The sequence below is a fragment of the Hoeflea sp. EC-HK425 genome (assembly GCF_902498795.1).
Taxonomy (GTDB): domain Bacteria; phylum Pseudomonadota; class Alphaproteobacteria; order Rhizobiales; family Rhizobiaceae; genus Hoeflea; species Hoeflea alexandrii.
This window is the reverse complement of the sequence record NZ_LR701572.1, coordinates 4,486,263-4,505,849: the sequence shown is the minus strand read 5'-3', so window position 1 is coordinate 4,505,849 and position 19,587 is coordinate 4,486,263. Positions and strand designations below refer to the sequence as shown.

Here is a 19,587-nt window from a genome sequence, read left to right as displayed (position 1 = left end):
CAGGTTGCAGACAGAACGAAACCTATTTCGCCGGCATCATCTCGCGGATTTTGGCAGCATCGGCCAGAACCTTGTCAACGGCCTCCGCGCCATAGACATCCCGCGCCTTGTCATAGACCGATGCGACAGCATCGCGGAACGGTCCGATTTCAGGTGTTGAAACCTTGGCGCCGGCAGCTGTCATTTCTTCAAGCTGCGCATTGACCGAGTTCTTGACCAGATCGCGGCTGAACGCGGAAGAATCGGCGGCCGCCTTTCTGAAGGCTTCCTTGTCTGCATCCGAGAAGCTCTGCCAGGTCTTTTCAGACACAGTCAAAGGCAGCGGGCTGTAAACATGACGCGTCAGGGTGATGTAGGGCGCAACCTCGTAGAAGCGGAGCGACTTGATGGTGTCGACCGGGTTTTCCTGACCGTCGACCGTACCCTGCTGAATAGCGAGATATACATCGGTGATCGGCATCACCACGGTCTGGAAGCCGACGGCTTCCATGGTCCAGCGGATCATGTCGTTCGGAAACACGCGCATCTTTTTGCCGACCGCATCCGCGGGTGATGTCAGCGGGTCCTTGGTGGTGTAGCTGCGGAAACCGGCTTCCCAGGTCGACAGCACCCGGAAACCGACTTCCGGCAGCTTGGCGAATTCACCCTTGAGCCATTCGGAATTGTCATAGAACTCCCAGCCCTGCTCATAGGTATCAACCAGGAACGGCATTGCGGTGAGGTTCAGCGAGGTCAGGTGCGTGGCGTAGGAACCCGTCGCCGAAACCGTGAAATCAACACCACCGAGCTGCAGCTGCTCGATGGCCTTCGGGTCATTGGCGAGTTGGCCAGCGGGGAAGATACGGACTTCATACCGGCCTTCCGTGTACTCCTTGACCTTCTCGGCAAAAACCTCTGCCGCCGCCTGGCGGGACCCGCCGGGATTGTCGGTGTGGCTGAACTTCAGCACCGTTTGAGCGAGCGCTGATGTGGCGAACCCACCCATCAATGCGGTGGTGACGGCCAGCGTCTTGATCAGAGTATTCATGTTTTCCTCCCAGGCAAAAAACCGTGTTGCAATTATTTAACGTATACATTAAAAAATTCATTGTCAAATTCGTTTTGCAGCCAGATCCGGTGCCACAGTTACCGGTTCATCATTCAGGGGAAATTCATGGTCCAATCATTCGAAATCGCGGTTTTCGAAGGCGACGGGATCGGGCCGGAAATCACAGCGCCGACCATCCGCATCCTGGAAGCCCTGACAAACGGGCAGGATGATTACCAGCTTGCATTCACCATGGCCCCGGCCGGTGCCGCCCTCTACGCCGCAACCGGTGAAGCGCTGCCGTCCGCCTCGATGGAAACGGCTCGTCGTGCCGACGCCATCCTGCTTGCAGCCATGGGGCTGCCCTCCGTCCGCTACAAGGACGGGACCGAGATCTCGCCACAACTGGATCTGAGAATCGAGCTCGACCTTTTTGCGGGCGTGCGCCCGGTTCGGGTGGTTCCAGGCCAACCTACCCCGCTCAAGCTATCGGGCGGCCAGACGATCGACTTCGTGCTGATACGGGAAAGCACCGAAGGCCTGTTTCACTCCAAGGGCAAGGGAGAAGTGACAAGGGACGAGGCGCGCGAAACGCTTCTGATCACGCGCAAGACCAGCGAAAAGCTGTTCCGCTTTGCCTTCGACTATGCACAGCAGCGCATGGCCCTGGGTACCGGCAAGGGCCGTGTGACCTGCGTCGACAAGGCCAACGTGTTTCGCGCATTCGCCTTTTTCCGCGAGATCTTCGATGGCGTTGCCAAGGACTATTCACAACTGACGGCCGACCACGCCTATGTCGATGCCACCGCGCTGTGGATGGTCGAAAAGCCGTGGCTGTTCGATGTATTGGTCACGGAGAACATGTTCGGCGACATCTTGTCGGATCTCGGAGCCGGGATCATGGGCGGGCTGGGTTTGGCTCCCTCAGCCGATATCGGGCATAAGCATGCTGTGTTTCAGCCGTGCCATGGCTCCGCACCGGATATTGCCGGCAAGGGCCTGGCCAATCCGTTCGCGATGATCCTGTCAGCCGCCATGATGCTTGACTGGCTGGGCACAAAGCACAACATCGAGCAGATGATTTCCGATGGAGCTTTATTGCGCGACGCCGTTTACAAGGTGGTCGCTAATGGGAGCGTTCTTACGCGCGACCTTGGCGGAACCAGCAGCACGGAAACCGCCGCTGATGCGGTTCTGGAAGAAATCACAGCAAAGGCGTGATCGTGGAAAAAACCTTGCGGGTCGCCTGTCTGGGCGCGGGATATTTCAGCCAGTTTCACTTCGACGCCTGGGAACGGATTGAAGAGGTGGAACTGGTCGGCATTGCCGACCGGAACATCGACAAGGCCCGGCCGTCTGGCCATCCGGCGTTCATCAATCTCGAACAGATGCTCGAAGCGACGTCTCCCGATCTTCTCGATATCATCGTACCGCCTCACACCCATCTGGACACGATCAGGGTTGCGCTTGATCATGGCGTCAAGGCCATCATCTGCCAGAAACCGTTCTGCGCCTCCCTTGCGGAAGCCAGGACTGCTGTCTCTCTTGCTGCGAAAGCGGGGGTTCCGCTGATCGTGCACGAAAACTTCCGTTTCCAGCCCTGGTACCGGGAGATGGCCCGCTCCCTTGCCGCCGGCGACATCGGTGATGTCCATCAATTGACCTTTCGCTTGCGCACAGGCGACGGCCAGGGTCCCGAAGCCTATCTCTCTCGCCAGCCCTATTTTCAGAAGATGGAACGCTTTCTCGTCCACGAAACCGCGGTGCACTGGATCGACACTTTCCGGTTTCTGCTCGGGGACATCCGGGCAGTCTATGCCGATCTGAGAAAGATGAACCCGGTGATCGCGGGTGAGGATGCCGGTTACATCATTTTCGATTTCGATCACGGCGTCCGGGCCATCTTCGACGGCAACCGGCATCTCGATCATGCAGCCGAGAACACCCGCACCACTCTGGGAGAGGCAATTCTGGAAGGCACCACCGGAACGATCACCCTGTCCGGCAACGGCGCCTTGCATCTCCGGCCTTTCGGCAAGAATGCAACCCGGACCCTGCAGGAGCCAATCGCATGGCGCGGCTTTGCCGGCGATTGCGTGTTTGCGCTTCAGCGTCATGTCGTCGATGGTCTGCTGGAAGGGCGACCATTCGAAAATACTGCAGCCGATTATCTTCGTGTTATAGAGATCGAGGAAGCGATCTACCGGTCAGCAAGCGAGGGTCGGAAAGAAGGGGTCTAGAGTGTCCGTCGAAGCAAAGTCAAAGTCTCACAGCATTCGGGCGGTGGATGCACTCAGAGCGTTGATTTTTGCGGGCGAACTGCCTCCTGGATCGGATCATCTTGAAAGCGAACTGGCGGAAAAACTGGGTATGTCGAGAACACCGGTCCGGGAGGCCACACTTGTTCTCGAATCGCAAGGACTGCTCGAAGTCCGTCCGCGCAAGGGCGTCCGGATATCGGCCCTTTCCGCCGATGACATGCGTGAAATCTACGAGGTGCTGACCGAACTTGAGAGCCTCGCCGCATCGCTTGCCGCCGACGCCCATTATTCCGAACAGGAATTGTCCCGGCTCAAATCGGCCACACTCGAAATGGAAGCCAGTGTCGCGGCCAATGACCGTGAAGGCTGGGCTCGCGCCGACGCCGCCTTCCACGACGAACTCGTCCGTCTGGGCGGCAACAAGAGGATCCAGACCATCGTTTCCAACTTCAACGACCAGGTCCGGCGAGCGAGAGCCCTCACGCTGCACATGCGGCCGATGCCTAAGAAATCCAACGAGGACCACCGCGCGCTCTACGAAGCCATAGCCAAGGGTGATTCCACGGCTGCACGGAAGATCCACTGGCGGCACAGGACCGAAGCAAAAGACATGCTGATAAATCTGTTGAACCAGCACGGGCTTCGCCGGGTCTGAACTGGCACTTGCTGCGAAGGCGAGCAAAGGCCGCAGTGACTAAAATTCGCGAGACGGTCCCGACCGGGAAGACGGCTGAATATCGGTCATCGGTTGTGGCCGAGAACTTGGCTCCATTCTCGAGAATATGGACGCGTGCCGCATGCGGCGGCAAACGCACAAGCGCTGCCCTTTTCTGTGAGCGCGGCGTCTTTCGCGCCACATGATAATGTCCGCCCCAATGCGTTGTGTACCGCCTTTGTGCACCAAAACAGCAGTTGCGAATCCCTGAAACTCAACAAGTTGAGTGTTTTCAATGTCTTCAGGGGCAAATGGCGGAGAGGGTGGGATTCTCCCTCAAAGTCCCTATTAGATTGACAATATTGGCTGAATTGAGCCTAGACGCGCTTTCAACGATACATTGAACGGTACCCCGGATGATACCCGATCGCAAGAGAACGGGTGAACATACTCCCCTCACGAAGCGGAAATAGTTTCCGCATTTCAGTTCAGCGAGATTGAGCATCTGTTTAGATGGCAGGTATATGGATTGGGGTGGGAGCGACCTTCCGCTTGGAGTGGTCCCGGTCAGCGTCCATGCCAGCAAAAATGCGTTTCAAATCCGGCGGAAGTTCAAGAGTGAAAACGCGAGTGTTCGAAACTTTTGGTGAAGTTCGGCTATATTATTTAAGTTGATATTGGAGTTCATTTGCAATCATTTGCATATCCATTGCATACAGAGAGTCGTCGATCTTTTGGATCATTTGGGTGGGCTTAACGTGAACGAATTAAACGAGTTTAACGCGGAACTTACCGAAGAAATCCGTAGTGAATCTTTGCAAAGCGGGATGTCCGAGGCTGACACATTTTTTGAGAGAATGGCCAGCCTTCTTGAGGCTGAGGGGGAGATCGTAACCGCAGATAGGGCCACCTATGCAGGGAGCAATTCTGGCAAGACCGTCCGAATTGACGGAATTGGAGGAGATCCAAAGGAAGCGGAAGGTGTCCTCAGCGTTATAGTATGTGATTTTTATGCTCAACCCGAACCCCTCAAGATAAACGCCCAGGACGCCAAGAAGGCTTTCGGACACCTCATCAATTTTGTGGCTGGCTCGCGGAGGCCAGAGTTCCGCGCTGACCTAATTCCTGCAAGTGTCGAGGCTGGAGTGGCTCAATTGATTGCCTCATCATGGTCATCAGTCAGCAAGATCAAATTAATTCTAATAACCAACGCGGTATATAGTGCCCGTACCGACGCGGTCGTAGCCGGGAAAATTGACGAAAAACCAGTCACCTACAATATCTGGGACCTGTCTCGCTTCCACCGCTACGAGACGTCAGGGCAGACTCGTGAAAAAATCGTGGTCAATTTTCGCGATGATTTTGGAACAGCAATTCCTGCACTTTCAGCGTCGAGTAGTGGTGATCAATTGGACAGCTATCTTATGGTTGTGCGCGGCTCGCAACTGGCGGATATCTATGAGAAATGGGGTGCCAGGCTTTTGGAGTCAAATGTCCGAAGTTTCCTGCAGGCGCGGGGCGGTGTTAATAGGGGAATCCGGGATACGATCAAAGACGAACCCGCGATGTTCTTTAGCTACAATAACGGTCTTTCAGCCACCGCGGACAGCGTTGAGGTCGACAAGTCCACAGGCGGTCTGGAGATTGTCTCCGCCACAAACCTACAGATCGTTAATGGAGGACAAACTTGTCAACGGCGGAGTAAAACCCGGCCAGGCGGCGGCGCAAAAATCGGCCACTCTTTGTGCGCGCATGAGGCTGCCGCGAGGGCGTAGCCCGAGTGGGGGTCTCATGCGCGCGCGGCGATTTCCGGAGTCCACGGTGTAGATCCCCAAGCCCTCCTGCATTCGTCGCAGAAGGAAAATAGGTGGCCGGATTTTACTCCGCCCGCGGCCGGACTATTCCGCCGCTACCATGGCCGACTTTTGCACCGCCGCTCTCACGCCCACCTCAGCCGGCAAATCGTTTGTGTTCTTGGCGTATATTGAACAGCTCAAGCGAGCGCGTCCGAACGCTAACCTAGTCTATCTCGTGCCGAGCCGCGCCCTGATCAGCCAGGTTGCCACGGATTTGCGCACCGCAAGCGTCGACAAGGCGTTCGATGTCACTACGGTGCCTATACCGGCAGCGCCGACTGTCTTAGGCACACCGATCTATGTCCTCACGCCAGAACGGCTCCAAGTGTTGTTTCATACGGCTCCTGACCTCAGCTTCGACGTGGCGATCGTCGATGAGGCGCATCTTATCGGCGAGGGCTCCCGGGGAGTGGTCTTGCATTCAGTCTTGCAGGACCTGCAACGGCGTCACCCCAACATGCAGTTCCTATTCTCGTCCCCGCAAGTTCGAGAACCGGCTATCTTCGGCACGGTGGTCGGCCGCGAGAGCATAAGGGTTGTTAAGACTAAAGACTCCCCCGTCGCCCAGAACATTATCCTGCTGAACCGGAGAGCGGGCGAAGATAAGAAGATCGATATGCTGCTATGGCGGGACGGCGAGAAGACCCCGCTCGCGGAGATCGATGCCGCGATCCCGATCTACAATTCCCATGATGGGCTCGTGTATCTGAGTTGGGCTCTTGGAAAGGCCTCGCAAAGTCTCGTTTACGCTGTCGGTCCTGCCGCATGCGAGGATATCGCTTTCAAGATCAAAGAACTGACGCAAGATCCGGCGGTTTCTGAAGTGGTGCCTTCCTCCAGACCCGGTGAGCTATCTGTACTGGTTCGCAAGAAGCTGACTGCCTTTGCGAAAGAGGCAGTCCATCCGAGCTACGTGCTTGCTGAAACCGTGGAGGCCGGCGTCGGCTTCCACTACGGCCGTATCCCTCCGCTGCTGAGGAACGCGGTTGAGAGTGCCTTTGCTGACGGGCATCTGGACTTCATCGTCTGCACAAGCACCCTGCTGCAGGGCGTCAATCTGCCCGCGCGTAACGTGTTCATGCAGAACCCCCATAAGGGGGAAATGAACCCGATCGAACCCGTCGATTTCTGGAACCTTGCGGGACGTGCCGGTCGCCTTGGCAGGGACTTCCAAGGGAACGTATTTCTCGTCGATTACGATGAGTGGGAATCGAGTCCGCTCTCCGGGCCGAAGGATGAGCCCATCAAGCCGTCGCTTGAGGTCACCCTGACCGAAACGTCGGCTGAGCTGCTGGAATATATAGCGGCGGCGGATCGCCCATCGGGCGAGTCTTCTCATCTGGAAGCCGTTTTCTCAAAACTCCTGCGCGACCGTCGGCAAGGGCAGCTTGACGACACCCTTGACCACCTCAGCGGATTGTCGCCGCAGACACGGGCAAGCATCACCTCCGCTCTGGCGATCGCTGACAACCAGATCAGTTTGAACGTGGAAACGCTGGCGGCCAGCCCGCAGATTTCCGGATACCGGCAGCAAGAACTGTACGATTACATGATCGCGAAGATCGGGAAAAAGGGCCCCGAGTATCTGATCCCGCTGCATCCGAGCACAGGGTGGAAGGAAGCGCTCGACAAGCTGCGACCGGTTTTTGCCCGCGTGCACAAATATCTTGAGCTGAAGAGCGGCCGGCATCATCTGTACTGGGCTCCTTTGGCTCTTCGCTGGATGCGCGGTGAGCCGCTGCCGATGATCATTGAGGGGGCGATCAAATACTACAAGAGCCAAGGAAAGAACCGGTCCAGCCGGACGGTCATCCGAGAGGTGCTAACAGATGTGGAAAGCAGCCTACGGTTCAAATACGTGAACATGCTTGGCTGCTACGGAGCTGTGCTGAAAGAGGCCTTGATCGCAACCGGACACGTTTCTTACGTTGCGAAAATACCGGCGCTGCCACTGTATCTGGAGCTTGGGGCAGCATCGCAAACGATGATCCAGTTTATCAGTCTCGGCCTCTCTCGCCACACGGCGTACATCCTGTCCGGCCTGACGATCAACAGAGATATGGATCTAGGATCAGCGCGGCGGTTTCTCTCCCGCCTGACACCTGAGACAGCAGGACTATCGCCTTACGTGGCTGAAGAACTTAGACGAGTGCTTCAAAACGTCTGAGCATGAAAGTGGACGAAGCGGGAACTGTTCAGGGATGCGAGTTAGTATGCCAGTCGCGGTGCAGGTTGCCGCTGGCAAAAAGTAGGGTCCGATTCCGGCGTCATTTCGTTCGCAACCTGTTAGTCGGCTCCCGGCCCCATTCCAGTCATTGGCATGGACGCACTAAAGGCTGATTCCCGACATCCCGAGCCTTTTGATCCACCCACAATGCAACGCTGTTTTCGGGTAACAATCTTGGGAAGCCCAAACCGGGCTGTATGGCCGCTGCACCGCATTGATAAGTAGGTCAAATAGTCTGCCTGCGCCGCAACCTCCAAAAGGCCACCCTTCAGGACCGCGCCTTGCCCAGCACCAGCGTAAAGTTGGCGAAGGGGCAATCGGCCTCCCCAACAGAGGGTCGAGTCGAAGGATGAAAGGCTCCATTGTTTGAGTAGTGCATTCGCGACGCCTTTTGCACTGATTTGTGATGAACATTACATCTGCAAATTTCAGCAACCAAAAATTGTGAAAATAATTTTCTAGGCTAATAAAAGCCTTACATTGCCGCTCTGGAAAGTATTGTTTCTGCTTATATTCAAAAAAATCGATTTGCTACAACCTAATATATTAAACTATAATATTCATATCTACAATATTGTAGTGGTAATCGAAAATGGATTAAGCCATGTCTTCTATAGACCGAAAAGTACAGCGCACAGCCGCGGCCAAGCAGACCAAGAAAACACGTGCGGAAAACAACGCCGTCACGAAAAAGAAGGCGCGCGCAACGCGGGCACCAAAGGAAAATGACGAGCCGATTTCGCCAGAAGCCGAAGCGCGTCTGTCTGAACTCGTCAAGCGAATCGTCTCATTGCATCGCAGGTCAACCGGACAGGTTTTTGAACTCGGTGAATGCCTTGCCGAGGCAAAAACTGTCCAGCCAGAGAAACGCTTTGGCCGCTGGCTGAAAGAAAATTTCCGCTATAGCGTCCGTTCAGCCTGGAATTTCATCTCGGTTCACGAACGGCTTTCTCATCACCGCGAACGACTTGAACAACATGCCATCGGTTCGACCGCGCTCATCGCACTAGCGAAAGGTGAGCCGGATCAGATTGAGGACGTCATCAAGCAATTTGACGAAGGCAAGAGCCTCAAACCTCAAGAAATCAAGGCGCTAGTCGGCGGCAAGAATGATGAAGCTGAAGAGCAGATCGATACGAGACAGCTGGGCGGCAAGGCAGGGCTACAAAAGATGGCCGCTGCCAAACTCAAATCCGACATGGAGGAGTTTCATCGGCTTGCAGCCTTGGTCCTCGAAGAGCTTGAGGAAGCCATATCCCGGGTTACCGCGGGAAAACGGATCATCTTGCGATCACTTGCTACTGGAGTAGAGCTCCGAGCGCGGCATGCATCGGACCTCTTCAAAGACATTGCCGCGCCACTTCGTCCTGTTGAGCATCTTCCGCGTGGCAATCTTAGCCATGCGAAGATTGGCGATCAGACCGGCTGGGGAGCCGTCCAGGACAGCCTCTATCGTTTGGGCGGTGTTGGCTCATGGCCTCCCCGCGATGAAATGGAAAAATGGGTGATCGAATTAGCGCACCCGGCACTACGTTTCGCAGTCCATGGCGAACCCTATGTTGCAAGTGCAAAACTGCCCGCAGCTCCCGTCTTAGAGGTCGCAAAAGTAGACAGCGACGTCACAAAAAATGATCAGACTACGGTCGAGAAGGAAGAGGACGCTGATGAGACACCGCCGAGCGTGTCAGACGCCGAATTGGATTCAACACTCAACAGCCTTATGGCGGCCAACAAAGCACCCGCTGAAGCACACATGTCGCGATAACAGGGGGGGCACGAGTTCGGCGGTTGCGCTACTCAAGCCCTTATCCAAACATCTACCAAAGCCCCGCTTATCCGCAGCGGGGCTTTGGCTTTCTGGTCAGAAGCTTTCTATCTGTCTTTGGCCTGTCGCCGTGTTTTTGCAAGCTGATCAAAATCGAGGCCCCGGAACATCGAGAAATCAATCTTAGGATTGAGCGGCATGTTGGCAAACATCTCGGCTTCGGACTCAGTCAGCGTTTTCCAACCATATTTGTTGTGATCATCGCCGCCGAGCGCATGCCCGGCCTGCATCCGCCGTTCCCGTTCGCCGATCTCCTTGTCCTTACGAGCTTCCGTAATGTAATCGCCGCGTAGGGAATGGAACCGTTCACCCGGCGAGTCCTTAATGCCCGCCTTGTCGTAGAGCCGTCGCATATAAGTCGACGCGGATTTTGCGGGGTCATCGAGTTTCATGAGCTGAGGAAACAGGAACTGGTCGCCTTGTTTTTGAGCCCATTCGACATAGCCGATCTCAACCAGGTAATTATGAAGAACAAAATACCGGCCGCTTTCCGTCGTTTTGATCGGTCGTCGGACCCACTTGCCACCGATCATTGTAATTGCCGCGACCTCTGCTACCCAGATTCCGCCGAACTTATCCGTGATGTCGGTCCCGATCAGATGGGTAAGCAAGCCCAAACGGCGGCTGGTCAGCAACCCGAGCAGAGGCAACATGACATCATCGATGTAAGGCGATTGAACACATGTCTGGAAGAGCTGCGTCAACTTCTTTGCTGATATCGGCTCCGCGGAAATCGCATCCCGAGCGTCCTTGGGGTATTTGAGTGCCACGTTTTTGACTGGATTGTCGAAGGCATGTTGCGCAGCTGCATAGCTGAACACGGGCTTGATGACTCCCATATATCCATTCTGCAGCGTGTTCTTGGCAATCCGCCCCTTGCTGAACTCTCGGTTGCTTTCGATAACTTCTCTTGCTGTAAGGTGTGAAGGCCGCTCCTTCTCTCTCGGGGGCCAGAACTGCATGAGATTGATGAACGCCTGAAGATCGGTTGGTGTGTAACAATCGATAGGGTGATCACCGATCAGTTCAACAAAGAGATTCAGACGCATCTCGGCAGTCTTGATGTCTTTGCTGGCCGTTCCCATGGCCTTGACCCGTTGCGCGAGATACTGACTTGCAGCTGTGCTGAACAACGGTTTGTCGGACGATCCACGTTCCACATATCGCCGATCCTTGTCGGCCTCTGTTTCCACATTGGCACTGACCAACCCGGCCCTCGCACTGATCTTGCCTTTCGAAGGCGAGCCGCTTTCGGGTGATGGCGTCAAAAGAGATGCGGGATCGTCCTTGGCTCTCTCGACCAATCGCTTGGCCAGCAATTCGGCATTATCGCCGAGTGCCTTGTTGTAATCTTCACCGGCATCCTTGCGAGCCTTCTCTTGCGCGATCCGCACAAGCCCTCGCATCATCGCGAAGTTGTTTTCCTCTTCGGCAGTTGGCGGAGGAGGAGGTTTGCTGATGTCATAGAGAGCGGATTTGAGGCCCATCGTCACGGCCTGCCACGCCCTGGTGCCCTTGGCGTCCTCATCGATACCATCGACGTCGCCACCAAGCATGTCTTCCATCAGTGGCCAGAACCCACTCTCGTCATCGTTCGCTTTCGACATGGCAAGCTCGATCCGTTCAAATTTTTCACGTGCGATCGCGGCCAGCTTGTCGGCGATCTTGCGGGCTTCCGGTTTCGGTATGACGCCCAGGCCAATCCGGATGGGACGCTTGACGTCGCCAGCGATCGTTTTGGGCAGTCGCATCTGAAACATATAGGCCGAACCTGTTTTGATCAGGTAAAGACCGGGCGAGGAGCGAGGGCGGCCTTTTGGGGCCTCCTTCGCGGAAATAATTTCCGCATTTTGGGATGATACCCCCGACGATACAGGCAACGATACAATTCGAGTTTCTGACATTGGCAAAAGCCCTTGTTTTGGGCGGCCAGATTCAAAAAAACCTTATCTATCAAAAACTTGGGAACTGCCGTTTTGAGTGCCCGGAGGGGCTGGCGGAGAGGGTGGGATTCGAACCCACGGTGGAGTTGCCCCCACGCCGCATTTCGAGTGCGGTACTTTCGACCACTCAGCCACCTCTCCGCGTCTTTGGTCGGCGCAGCATCACTGCGCGGGCGCTTCCATAACCTCGCAGCGCCTGTTGCACAAGAGGGAAGTTTGCCTGTCTGCTGCCAAACCGGGCCGAACCGCCAATTTGGCTTGACTCAAGACCCCGTCTCACGTATCTCGCGACCCGAATGCGGCGTGGGGCTTCCTGCGCCGTTGGCCTTTGTCTGGGCAAACCGCAGAAGCGGATCCCTGGCAGGCTTCACCCGGCAGTGTCCCCCGCTGGACCCGGCCGATCCGTTCCGACTGGCAAAAAGACGGCCCGCCGCAAGGTGAGAGCCGGACGAACACGAAAGGACAAAAGATGTTCGCAGTCATTAAAACCGGTGGCAAGCAGTACCGCGTCGCCGCCAATGACGTTCTGACGATCGAAAAGCTCGAGGGCGCCGCTGGCGACACCGTCGAGTTCAACGAAATCCTCATGGTCGGCGAAGGCGCCGGCGCAACCGTTGGCGCACCTTTCGTCGAAGGCGCCATGGTCGTTGCCGAAGTTGTCGAGCAGGGCCGCGCCCGCAAGGTCATCGCCTTCAAGAAGCGCCGCCGGCAGAACTCCAAGCGCATTCGCGGTCACCGTCAGCACCAGACCGTCGTCAAGATCACCGACATCCTGACCGGTGGCGCCAAGCCGTCGAAGAAGGCTGCCGCCAAGAAGGAAGCTGCACCCAAGGCAGAAGCTCCGGCAAAGACCGAAGCCGCCGCAACCGCAGCACCCCTGTTCACCGCGCCGGCTGGCGAGCCCGACAATCTGACCAAGATCAAGGGCATCGGCCCGGTCGCAGCCGGTCAGCTCAACGAGCAGGGCATCACCACCTTTGCCCAGGTTGCCGCTCTGAGCGACGCCGACATCACCCGCATCGACGAAGCCATGCCGTTCAGCGCCGACCAGATCTCGGACTGGCGCGAGCAGGCCAAGGCTCTCGCGAAGTAATCAACCGCCCGTTCGGGCCCTGGCGGCCAAAAGCCGCAAACAGACAATCGCCCTTGAGGGCGGAACAGGAGCAGACCCATGGCACACAAAAAAGCTGGCGGTTCCACGCGCAACGGTCGCGATTCGAACTCCAAGCGTCTCGGCGTGAAGAAGTTCGGCGGCGAAGCTGTCATTGCAGGCAACATCATCATTCGTCAGCGCGGAACCAAATGGCATCCGGGCACCGGCGTCGGCATTGGCAAGGATCACACCATTTTTGCCGTGCAGCCGGGCAATGTTGACTTTCGCAAGACAGCCAACGGCCGAACCTTTGTGTCCGTTGTGGCGAAAGCCGAAGCAGCGGAATAAGCCGGATCGCATTTTGCAAGCCGGTGTCTCATTGACCCGGCCTTTGCAGGCACCTCCGGAACACCGGACGAAAAAAGGGGAGATGGGACGCCATCTCCCCTTTTTCTTTGTCCAGAACCGGAGAACGACCATGAGACAGGATACACCCAGCAGCCCCAGCGTCAGCGCGCGGGCACCCAGAGACAACCTCAGTGACTGTACGAGCGCGAGCGACACGGAAAGCTTCGAACGGACCGCGTCAAGCTATGACTGCCCCGTTCTGTTGACCGAACACCTCGTCCTGCGCGCCCCCCACGCCGAGGACATCGACGCCATTGCCATTCTCGCCGACAATCCGGCCATCGCCACCATGGTATCGCGCATTCCGCACCCCTATACCCACGCGGACGCCGAAACCTTTGTGCGAGCCTCCGCCAAACGCGGGAATGGCAATTGCGTCTATGCCATCACCGAAGCGGAAACCGGCAAGTTGCTCGGTTGCTGTTCGCTGGAGACCGCGGCGGACGGCAAGGCGCTCGAACTGGGCTACTGGGTCGGAGAACCTTTTTGGGGCCGGGGCATCGCCACGCAAGCCGTGCACGCGCTGGTCGACATGGCCTTCCGCACCCGCGAGATCGAGCATATCGATGCCCGCTGCCGGGTCATCAACCCTGCTTCCCGCCGGGTGCTGCAGAAAAGCGGCTTCCAGTTCCAGGGGACCGGAATGATCAACGTTCTGGCCATCAACGCCAGCGCCGCGGTTGAATGGTTCCGGCTCGACCGCAAGACCTGGGTCTCGCTGATCAGCTGGTCGAACGAGAGCCGGACCAGGACCCGGTAGCTCGAAAACCTTGCTGCCCGACCAATCCGGCTTGCACGGGGTGGCGTAGAAGGATCATGACACCGAAAGGATTTCGCCATGACCCTTCTGCGCCCTCTTGCTCTCCTGCTGTTTGCAGCCTTCACGTCTGCGCCCGCCTATGCCGCCGATCTCAGGCTTGAGGATTTCTTCAAGGGCAAGACCTATGCCTATGGCTCGTTTGGCGCCATCAACGGCACCAGCCGCAGCTTCCGCGTCGATCTGACCGGCCATGTGCGCGGCAAGGTTCTCACCCTGCGCGAGGATTTCCGCTACGACGACGGCGAGCGCGACACCAAGACCTGGGTCTTCACCCGCACCGGGCCGAACACCTATTCCGGCACCCGCGAAGACGTGCTGGGCGAAACCACCGTCCGCCTGTCGGGCAACACCGCCCGCTTCACCTACCGGGTAGATCTCAATCCCGGCGGCAAGCCCAACATCGTCCGCTTCCACGACAAGCTCGTGCTGAAGGACGACGGCACCCTGCGCAACACCGCGCTGGTGACCAAGTTCCTGCTGCCGGTCGCCAGGGTACGGGTCAATTTCGCGCCGACGCTTGCAGGCGCACAGGCCATCAAACCCTGACGGATAGTGGCCCGAGCCTTCACCACCTGCCGCAATAGGCTTTGACCTCGCGCCTCCGGGCGTTTATCGATGCGCCCAAAGCCGGAGGCTCACGCCGCTCCGGCTGCCTCGCGTTGAAAGCCCGGATCGGTAAAGCCAGATGAAATTCCTCGACGAAACCAAGGTCTATATCCGCTCCGGCGACGGTGGCGCCGGCAGCGTCTCGTTCCGGCGCGAGAAATACATCGAGTTCGGCGGTCCTGATGGCGGCGATGGCGGCCGTGGCGGCGATGTCTGGGTGGAAGCCGTCGACGGCCTCAACACCCTGATCGACTACCGCTTCCAGCAGCATTTCAAGGCCAAGACCGGCGGCCACGGCATGGGCCGCAACCGCACCGGAGCGGGCGGCGACAGCGTCACTCTGAAAGTGCCCGCCGGCACCCAGATCTTCGAGGAAGACAACGAGACACTTGTTTGCGACCTGACCGAGATCGGCCAGCGCTACCGCCTCGCCGTCGGCGGCAATGGCGGTTTCGGCAATGCCCATTTCAAGTCCGCCACCAACCAGGCTCCGCGCCACGCCAATCCCGGACTCGAAGGCCAGGAGAAAACCATCTGGCTCAGGCTCAAGCTGATCGCCGATGCGGGCCTGGTCGGCCTGCCCAATGCAGGCAAATCGACCTTTCTTGCCTCCGTCACACGGGCGCGTCCGAAGATCGCCAATTATCCCTTCACCACGCTGCACCCGAATCTCGGTGTCGCCACCATCGATGGCCGCGAATTCGTGCTCGCCGACATTCCCGGCCTGATCGAGGGCGCCCATGAGGGTGTCGGCATCGGCGACCGGTTCCTCGGCCATGTCGAGCGCACCCGCGTGCTTTTGCATCTGGTCTCCGCGCTGGAGGAAGATGTCGCCAAGGCCTACAAGACCGTCCGCCATGAACTTGAAGCCTACGGCCACGGCATTTCCGACAAGCCCGAGGTGGTGGCGCTGAGCCAGGTCGACGTGGTCGACGCAAAGGAGCGCGCCAACAAGGTCCGGGCGCTGAAGAAGGCCGCAGGCCGCGCGCCCTACGAAATCTCCGCCATCACCAGCGAAGGCATGACCGGTGTGCTCCGCGAACTGCGCGATGTCATCGTTGGCGCCAAGGCGGAGGATGACGCTGCAGAGGCCGGCAAGACCACCGGCAAGGGCGATACGAAAGACTGAAGATGGCAGGCAATCGCAAACCCGTTGCCGCGCACAAGCGCATTGTCATCAAGATCGGCTCGGCGCTGCTGGTCGACCGCGCCAGCGGCTTGAAGGCTGCCTGGCTCGAATCCCTCTGTGCCGATGTCGCTGAACTGAAGCAGTCCGGTGCTGAGGTCCTGGTGGTCTCTTCCGGTGCCATCGCCATGGGCCGCACCGTGCTTGGCCTGCCCCCTGGACCGCTGCGGCTCGAGGAAAGCCAGGCCGCCGCAGCCGTCGGCCAGATCGCGCTGGCCCGCGCCTGGTCCTCTAGCCTCTCGACCCACGGCATTGTCGCCGGGCAGATCCTGCTGACGCTGGGCGACACCGAGGAGCGGCGGCGCTATCTCAATGCGCGCGCCACCATGGCCGAGCTGATGCGCCATGGCGCAGTTCCGATCATCAACGAGAACGACACGGTGGCCACCAGCGAAATCCGCTATGGCGACAATGACCGGCTCGCCGCCCGCGTCGCCACCATGGCCGGAGCCGACCTCTTGGTGCTGATGTCCGACATCGACGGGCTGTACACCGCCCCGCCGCATCTCGATCCCGACGCCCGCTTTCTTGAAACCATCGACGCGATCACGCCGGAGATCGAGGCCATGGCGGGTGACGCAGGCTCCGAGCTGTCGCGCGGCGGCATGAAGACCAAGATCGACGCCGGCAAGATTGCCACCGGCGCCGGCTGCGCCATGATCATCGCCTCGGGCAAGACCGATCACCCGCTGTCGGCCATCGACAAGGGCGCCAGATCGAGCTGGTTCCAGCCCTCCGGCACACCGCAGTCGGCGCGCAAGGTCTGGATCGCCGGACAGCTCGAGCCGGCAGGCAGGCTGAGCATCGATGCCGGCGCCGAAAGGGCGCTGCGCTCCGGCAAGAGCCTGCTGCCGGCGGGCGTCCGCTCCGTCAGCGGCGACTTCCACCGCGGTGACCCGGTCGCCGTGTGCGATGCGTCCGGGCGCGAGATTGCCCGTGGTCTCAGTGCCTATGACGCCGACGAGGCGCGCCGCATCGCCGGACGAAAGTCGACCGAGATCGAGGCCGTCCTCGGCTATGCCGGCCGCGCCGCCATGATCCACCGCGACGACATGGTGATCGGCTGAACCGGCCCGGATCCTGTCGCGTCTTTACGCCGCCACCCCGATTGCGTAAGAAACCTGCCTGATTGCACGCCGGGAGGAGCACCATGCTCGACAAGACCGTGAGCCAAGCCGACATCTCTGCACTGATGGCCGACATCGGCCGCCGCGCCAGGGCTGCCGCGCGACCGCTTTCGATTGCCCGGACGGATCAGAAGAACGCCGCGCTCAACGCCATGGCTGACGCGATTTCCGCACGCCGCCAGACAATTCTTGACGCCAATGCGCTTGATGTCGAAGCCGCGCTCGCAAGCGATATGGCGGCTTCCTTTGTCGATCGGCTGAAACTCGATGACAGCCGCATTGCCGGCATGGTGGAAGGCATCCGCGCCATTGCCGCCCTGCCCGATCCCGTCGGGGATGTCATTGCCGCCTGGGAGCGCCCCAACGGGCTCAATATCGAGCGTGTCCGCACCCCGCTTGGCGTCATCGGCGTGATCTATGAAAGCCGCCCCAACGTCACCGCCGACGCCGGCGCCCTGTGCCTCAAGGCCGGAAATGCCGTCATCCTGCGCGGCGGATCGGACTCGTTCCATTCCTCCCGCGCCATCCATGCCTGCCTGGTCGAGGGTCTGGAAAGCGCCGGCCTGCCCGCCGACGCCATCCAGATGATCCCGGTCAGCGACCGCGCCGCCGTCGGCGAACTGCTGACGGGTCTGGGTGGCACGGTCGATGTCATCGTGCCGCGTGGCGGCAAGAGCCTCGTCGCCCGCGTCCAGGCCGACGCCCGGGTGCCGGTCTTCGCCCATCTCGAGGGCCTGTGCCATATCTATGTCGACAAGTCCGCCGATCCGGCCATGGCCCGCGCTATCGTGGTCAACGCCAAGATGCGCCGCACCGGCATTTGCGGGGCCGCCGAAACCCTGCTGCTCGACAGCGCCATGGACCGTGCGCTTGCAGCCGACATCCTGGCCGATCTCGCTGCTGTGGGCTGCGAAGTACACGGAGACAATGCGGTCATCAACCTGATGCCCGCCGCCACCCCGGCGACCGAGGACGACTGGCGCACCGAATATCTCGATGCCATCATCGCAGCGCGGTTTGTCGACGGCATTGATGGCGCCATCGACCATATTGCTCAGTGGTCATCCAGCCACACCGAAGCCATCATTGCCGAGGATCCGGCCGTGGTCGAGCGCTTCTTCACCGAAGTGGATTCCGCCATCCTGCTGCACAACGCCTCGACCCAGTTCGCCGATGGCGGCGAGTTCGGCATGGGCGCGGAAATCGGCATCGCCACCGGCAAGATGCATGCCCGCGGGCCCGTCGGCGTCGAGCAACTGACCTCGTTCAAGTACCGCGTGCGCGGCACGGGCCAGATCCGGCCTTGAACGGAAAACCCGCCAGGGTCCCATCCTACCTGAAGATGCCGCATGTCGAGCCGGGCATGAGCGTCGGCCTGTTCGGCGGGTCGTTCAATCCGCCGCACCAAGGCCACGAACTGGTGGCCGAAATCGCGCTGCGCCGTCTCGGCCTTGATCAGCTGTGGTGGATGGTGACGCCCGGAAATCCGCTGAAGAATCACGACGATCTGGCGAGCCTCGACGAACGCGTGGCGCTCAGCCGGCGGATGGCGCCTGGTCCGCGGGTCAAGGTCACCGCCTTCGAGGCTGCTTACAAGCTGCATTACACCGCCCAGACGCTGGCCTTCGTCAAGGCCCGCAATCCCGGCATCAACTTTGTCTGGATCATGGGTGCGGACAATCTCAGGCACTTCCACAAGTGGCAGAACTGGCGCGGCATTGCCCGCACCTTCCCGATCGCGGTCATCGACAGGCCCGGCTCCACGCTGGCCTATCTGTCCTCGAAGATGGCCAAGACTTTCAGCCACGCCCGCATCGATGAAGACGACGCGGCGATCCTGCCCTTTCTCAGGGCCCCTGCCTGGACCTTCATCCATGGTCCGCGTTCGTCGCTGTCTTCCAGCGCCATCCGCAATGAGCGCGCCACGAATAAGACCGCTGCATCTTGAAAAACCTCTCTGTCCGTGACTATCTTCATGGTGCGTTGCACGCGCGTTGAAGCGCGCAACGGTTGTTGGACTGTTCAGGACAAGGAAAGGAACCACTCTGAGAACAGAACACGCGAAGGGAAACGCCGAAGGCGGTTTCTCGAAAGCAACGGGAAGCGGCGAGCAGGCCGCTCTGCGTCAGCTTGAACTGGTCCGCGACAGCTTGGCGGACTCCAAGGCAGAAGACATCGTAGCCATCGACATTGCAGGCAAATCGGCGCTGGGCGACCACATGGTCGTGGCCTCCGGCCGGTCGAGCCGTCATGTCGCATCGATCTGCGATCGCCTGATCAGCGACCTGAAGGATGCCGGTTTCGGCAATCCGCGGGTTGAGGGTCTTGCGACCGGCGATTGGGTGCTCATCGATGCTGGCGATGTCATCATTCATGTTTTCCGCCCCGAAATCAGGGAATTCTACAACATCGAGAAGATGTGGCAGACCCCCGAGATCGAAGACGGAAAGCTGCACTGACCGGTAGCGACTGAACGGCCACCGAGGCCTTCATGACTGCTGGTCCCGACGATCAGGTTTGCGCCGCCCGGGTCATGCGTGACAGGGCGGCAGC

The 19,587-nt window shown here is 59.0% G+C and carries 17 protein-coding genes and 1 tRNA gene; 15 read left to right on the top strand and 3 right to left on the bottom strand.

Going from position 1 to position 19,587, the window contains the following annotated elements; genetic code table 11:
* Positions 1–22 precede the first annotated feature (22 nt).
* On the bottom strand, positions 23–1,027 hold the full coding sequence (locus SPHINGO391_RS24160; protein ID WP_152011239.1) for a TRAP transporter substrate-binding protein: 1,005 nt from the start codon (positions 1,025–1,027) through the stop codon (positions 23–25).
* Between the two features lie 126 nt (positions 1,028–1,153).
* On the opposite strand from SPHINGO391_RS24160, the gene SPHINGO391_RS24155 reads away from it, so the two are divergent.
* From SPHINGO391_RS24155 to SPHINGO391_RS24130, 6 genes are all read left to right on the top strand, one after another.
* Entirely contained in the window at positions 1,154–2,248 is a 1,095-nt protein-coding gene (locus SPHINGO391_RS24155) for an isocitrate/isopropylmalate dehydrogenase family protein (protein ID WP_152011238.1), read from the top strand.
* Positions 2,249–2,250: 2 nt separating this feature from the next.
* Positions 2,251–3,267 carry a Gfo/Idh/MocA family oxidoreductase gene (locus SPHINGO391_RS24150; protein WP_152011237.1) on the top strand — a complete coding sequence of 339 codons (1,017 nt, stop codon included), beginning with the start codon at positions 2,251–2,253 and terminating at the stop codon, positions 3,265–3,267.
* Position 3,268: 1 nt separating this feature from the next.
* A complete protein-coding gene (locus tag SPHINGO391_RS24145) occupies positions 3,269–3,943 on the top strand; it encodes a GntR family transcriptional regulator (RefSeq protein ID WP_152011236.1) in 675 nt (224 codons plus the stop codon).
* Between the two features lie 758 nt (positions 3,944–4,701).
* Complete coding sequence (locus SPHINGO391_RS24140; RefSeq protein ID WP_152011235.1) at positions 4,702–5,718, top strand: AIPR family protein; 1,017 nt, start codon at positions 4,702–4,704, stop codon at positions 5,716–5,718.
* Between the two features lie 139 nt (positions 5,719–5,857).
* Positions 5,858–7,966 (top strand): DEAD/DEAH box helicase, encoded by a 2,109-nt coding sequence (locus tag SPHINGO391_RS24135; protein ID WP_152011234.1) that lies wholly within the window; start codon positions 5,858–5,860, stop codon positions 7,964–7,966.
* A gap of 664 nt (positions 7,967–8,630) precedes the next feature.
* Positions 8,631–9,791: a DUF3102 domain-containing protein gene (locus SPHINGO391_RS24130; RefSeq protein ID WP_152011233.1), complete on the top strand. Its 1,161-nt coding sequence runs from the start codon at positions 8,631–8,633 to the stop codon at positions 9,789–9,791.
* Between the two features lie 107 nt (positions 9,792–9,898).
* Here the strand turns inward: SPHINGO391_RS24130 and SPHINGO391_RS24125 are convergent, their stop codons facing one another.
* Together SPHINGO391_RS24125 and SPHINGO391_RS24120 are read right to left on the bottom strand one after the other, a co-directional pair.
* Positions 9,899–11,755 carry a hypothetical protein gene (locus SPHINGO391_RS24125; RefSeq protein ID WP_152011232.1) on the bottom strand — a complete coding sequence of 619 codons (1,857 nt, stop codon included), beginning with the start codon at positions 11,753–11,755 and terminating at the stop codon, positions 9,899–9,901.
* A gap of 90 nt (positions 11,756–11,845) precedes the next feature.
* Positions 11,846–11,935: transfer RNA gene (locus SPHINGO391_RS24120), tRNA-Ser, on the bottom strand.
* 328 nt (positions 11,936–12,263) lie between these two features.
* Here SPHINGO391_RS24120 and SPHINGO391_RS24115 point away from each other — a divergent pair.
* From SPHINGO391_RS24115 to rsfS, 9 genes are all read left to right on the top strand, one after another.
* Positions 12,264–12,887 carry a 50S ribosomal protein L21 gene (locus tag SPHINGO391_RS24115; RefSeq protein ID WP_152011231.1) on the top strand — a complete coding sequence of 208 codons (624 nt, stop codon included), beginning with the start codon at positions 12,264–12,266 and terminating at the stop codon, positions 12,885–12,887.
* Positions 12,888–12,965: 78 nt separating this feature from the next.
* Positions 12,966–13,235, top strand: coding sequence for a 50S ribosomal protein L27 (rpmA, locus tag SPHINGO391_RS24110; protein WP_152011230.1), 270 nt, complete (start codon positions 12,966–12,968; stop codon positions 13,233–13,235).
* Between the two features lie 130 nt (positions 13,236–13,365).
* Positions 13,366–14,055: a GNAT family protein gene (locus SPHINGO391_RS24105; RefSeq protein WP_152011229.1), complete on the top strand. Its 690-nt coding sequence runs from the start codon at positions 13,366–13,368 to the stop codon at positions 14,053–14,055.
* A gap of 78 nt (positions 14,056–14,133) precedes the next feature.
* The gene (locus SPHINGO391_RS24100; RefSeq protein WP_152011228.1) at positions 14,134–14,661 is read left to right on the top strand and encodes a DUF3833 family protein; all 528 of its coding nucleotides are present in this window, start codon (positions 14,134–14,136) and stop codon (positions 14,659–14,661) included.
* A gap of 139 nt (positions 14,662–14,800) precedes the next feature.
* Positions 14,801–15,850: a GTPase ObgE gene (obgE, locus tag SPHINGO391_RS24095; protein WP_152011227.1), complete on the top strand. Its 1,050-nt coding sequence runs from the start codon at positions 14,801–14,803 to the stop codon at positions 15,848–15,850.
* A 2-nt stretch (positions 15,851–15,852) separates the two neighbouring features.
* Complete coding sequence (proB, locus tag SPHINGO391_RS24090; protein WP_152011226.1) at positions 15,853–16,974, top strand: glutamate 5-kinase; 1,122 nt, start codon at positions 15,853–15,855, stop codon at positions 16,972–16,974.
* 83 nt (positions 16,975–17,057) lie between these two features.
* Complete coding sequence (locus tag SPHINGO391_RS24085) at positions 17,058–18,341, top strand: glutamate-5-semialdehyde dehydrogenase (RefSeq protein WP_152011225.1); 1,284 nt, start codon at positions 17,058–17,060, stop codon at positions 18,339–18,341.
* Positions 18,342–18,376: 35 nt separating this feature from the next.
* Complete coding sequence (locus SPHINGO391_RS24080; RefSeq protein WP_152011720.1) at positions 18,377–18,982, top strand: nicotinate-nucleotide adenylyltransferase; 606 nt, start codon at positions 18,377–18,379, stop codon at positions 18,980–18,982.
* Positions 18,983–19,079: 97 nt separating this feature from the next.
* Positions 19,080–19,493 (top strand): ribosome silencing factor, encoded by a 414-nt coding sequence (rsfS, locus tag SPHINGO391_RS24075; protein WP_244615492.1) that lies wholly within the window; start codon positions 19,080–19,082, stop codon positions 19,491–19,493.
* Positions 19,494–19,587: the final 94 nt, after the last annotated feature.

Coding starts and splice junctions, on each gene's coding strand:
- obgE (WP_152011227.1), top strand. CDS start 14,801: ATGAAATTCCTCGACGAAACCAAGGTCTATATCCGCTCCGGCGACGGT.
- SPHINGO391_RS24115 (WP_152011231.1), top strand. CDS start 12,264: ATGTTCGCAGTCATTAAAACCGGTGGCAAGCAGTACCGCGTCGCCGCC.
- SPHINGO391_RS24085 (WP_152011225.1), top strand. CDS start 17,058: ATGCTCGACAAGACCGTGAGCCAAGCCGACATCTCTGCACTGATGGCC.
- SPHINGO391_RS24100 (WP_152011228.1), top strand. CDS start 14,134: ATGACCCTTCTGCGCCCTCTTGCTCTCCTGCTGTTTGCAGCCTTCACG.
- SPHINGO391_RS24135 (WP_152011234.1), top strand. CDS start 5,858: ATGGCCGACTTTTGCACCGCCGCTCTCACGCCCACCTCAGCCGGCAAA.
- SPHINGO391_RS24105 (WP_152011229.1), top strand. CDS start 13,366: ATGAGACAGGATACACCCAGCAGCCCCAGCGTCAGCGCGCGGGCACCC.
- SPHINGO391_RS24155 (WP_152011238.1), top strand. CDS start 1,154: ATGGTCCAATCATTCGAAATCGCGGTTTTCGAAGGCGACGGGATCGGG.
- SPHINGO391_RS24080 (WP_152011720.1), top strand. CDS start 18,377: ATGCCGCATGTCGAGCCGGGCATGAGCGTCGGCCTGTTCGGCGGGTCG.
- proB (WP_152011226.1), top strand. CDS start 15,853: ATGGCAGGCAATCGCAAACCCGTTGCCGCGCACAAGCGCATTGTCATC.
- SPHINGO391_RS24130 (WP_152011233.1), top strand. CDS start 8,631: ATGTCTTCTATAGACCGAAAAGTACAGCGCACAGCCGCGGCCAAGCAG.
- rpmA (WP_152011230.1), top strand. CDS start 12,966: ATGGCACACAAAAAAGCTGGCGGTTCCACGCGCAACGGTCGCGATTCG.
- SPHINGO391_RS24125 (WP_152011232.1), bottom strand. CDS start 11,755: ATGTCAGAAACTCGAATTGTATCGTTGCCTGTATCGTCGGGGGTATCA.
- SPHINGO391_RS24160 (WP_152011239.1), bottom strand. CDS start 1,027: ATGAATACTCTGATCAAGACGCTGGCCGTCACCACCGCATTGATGGGT.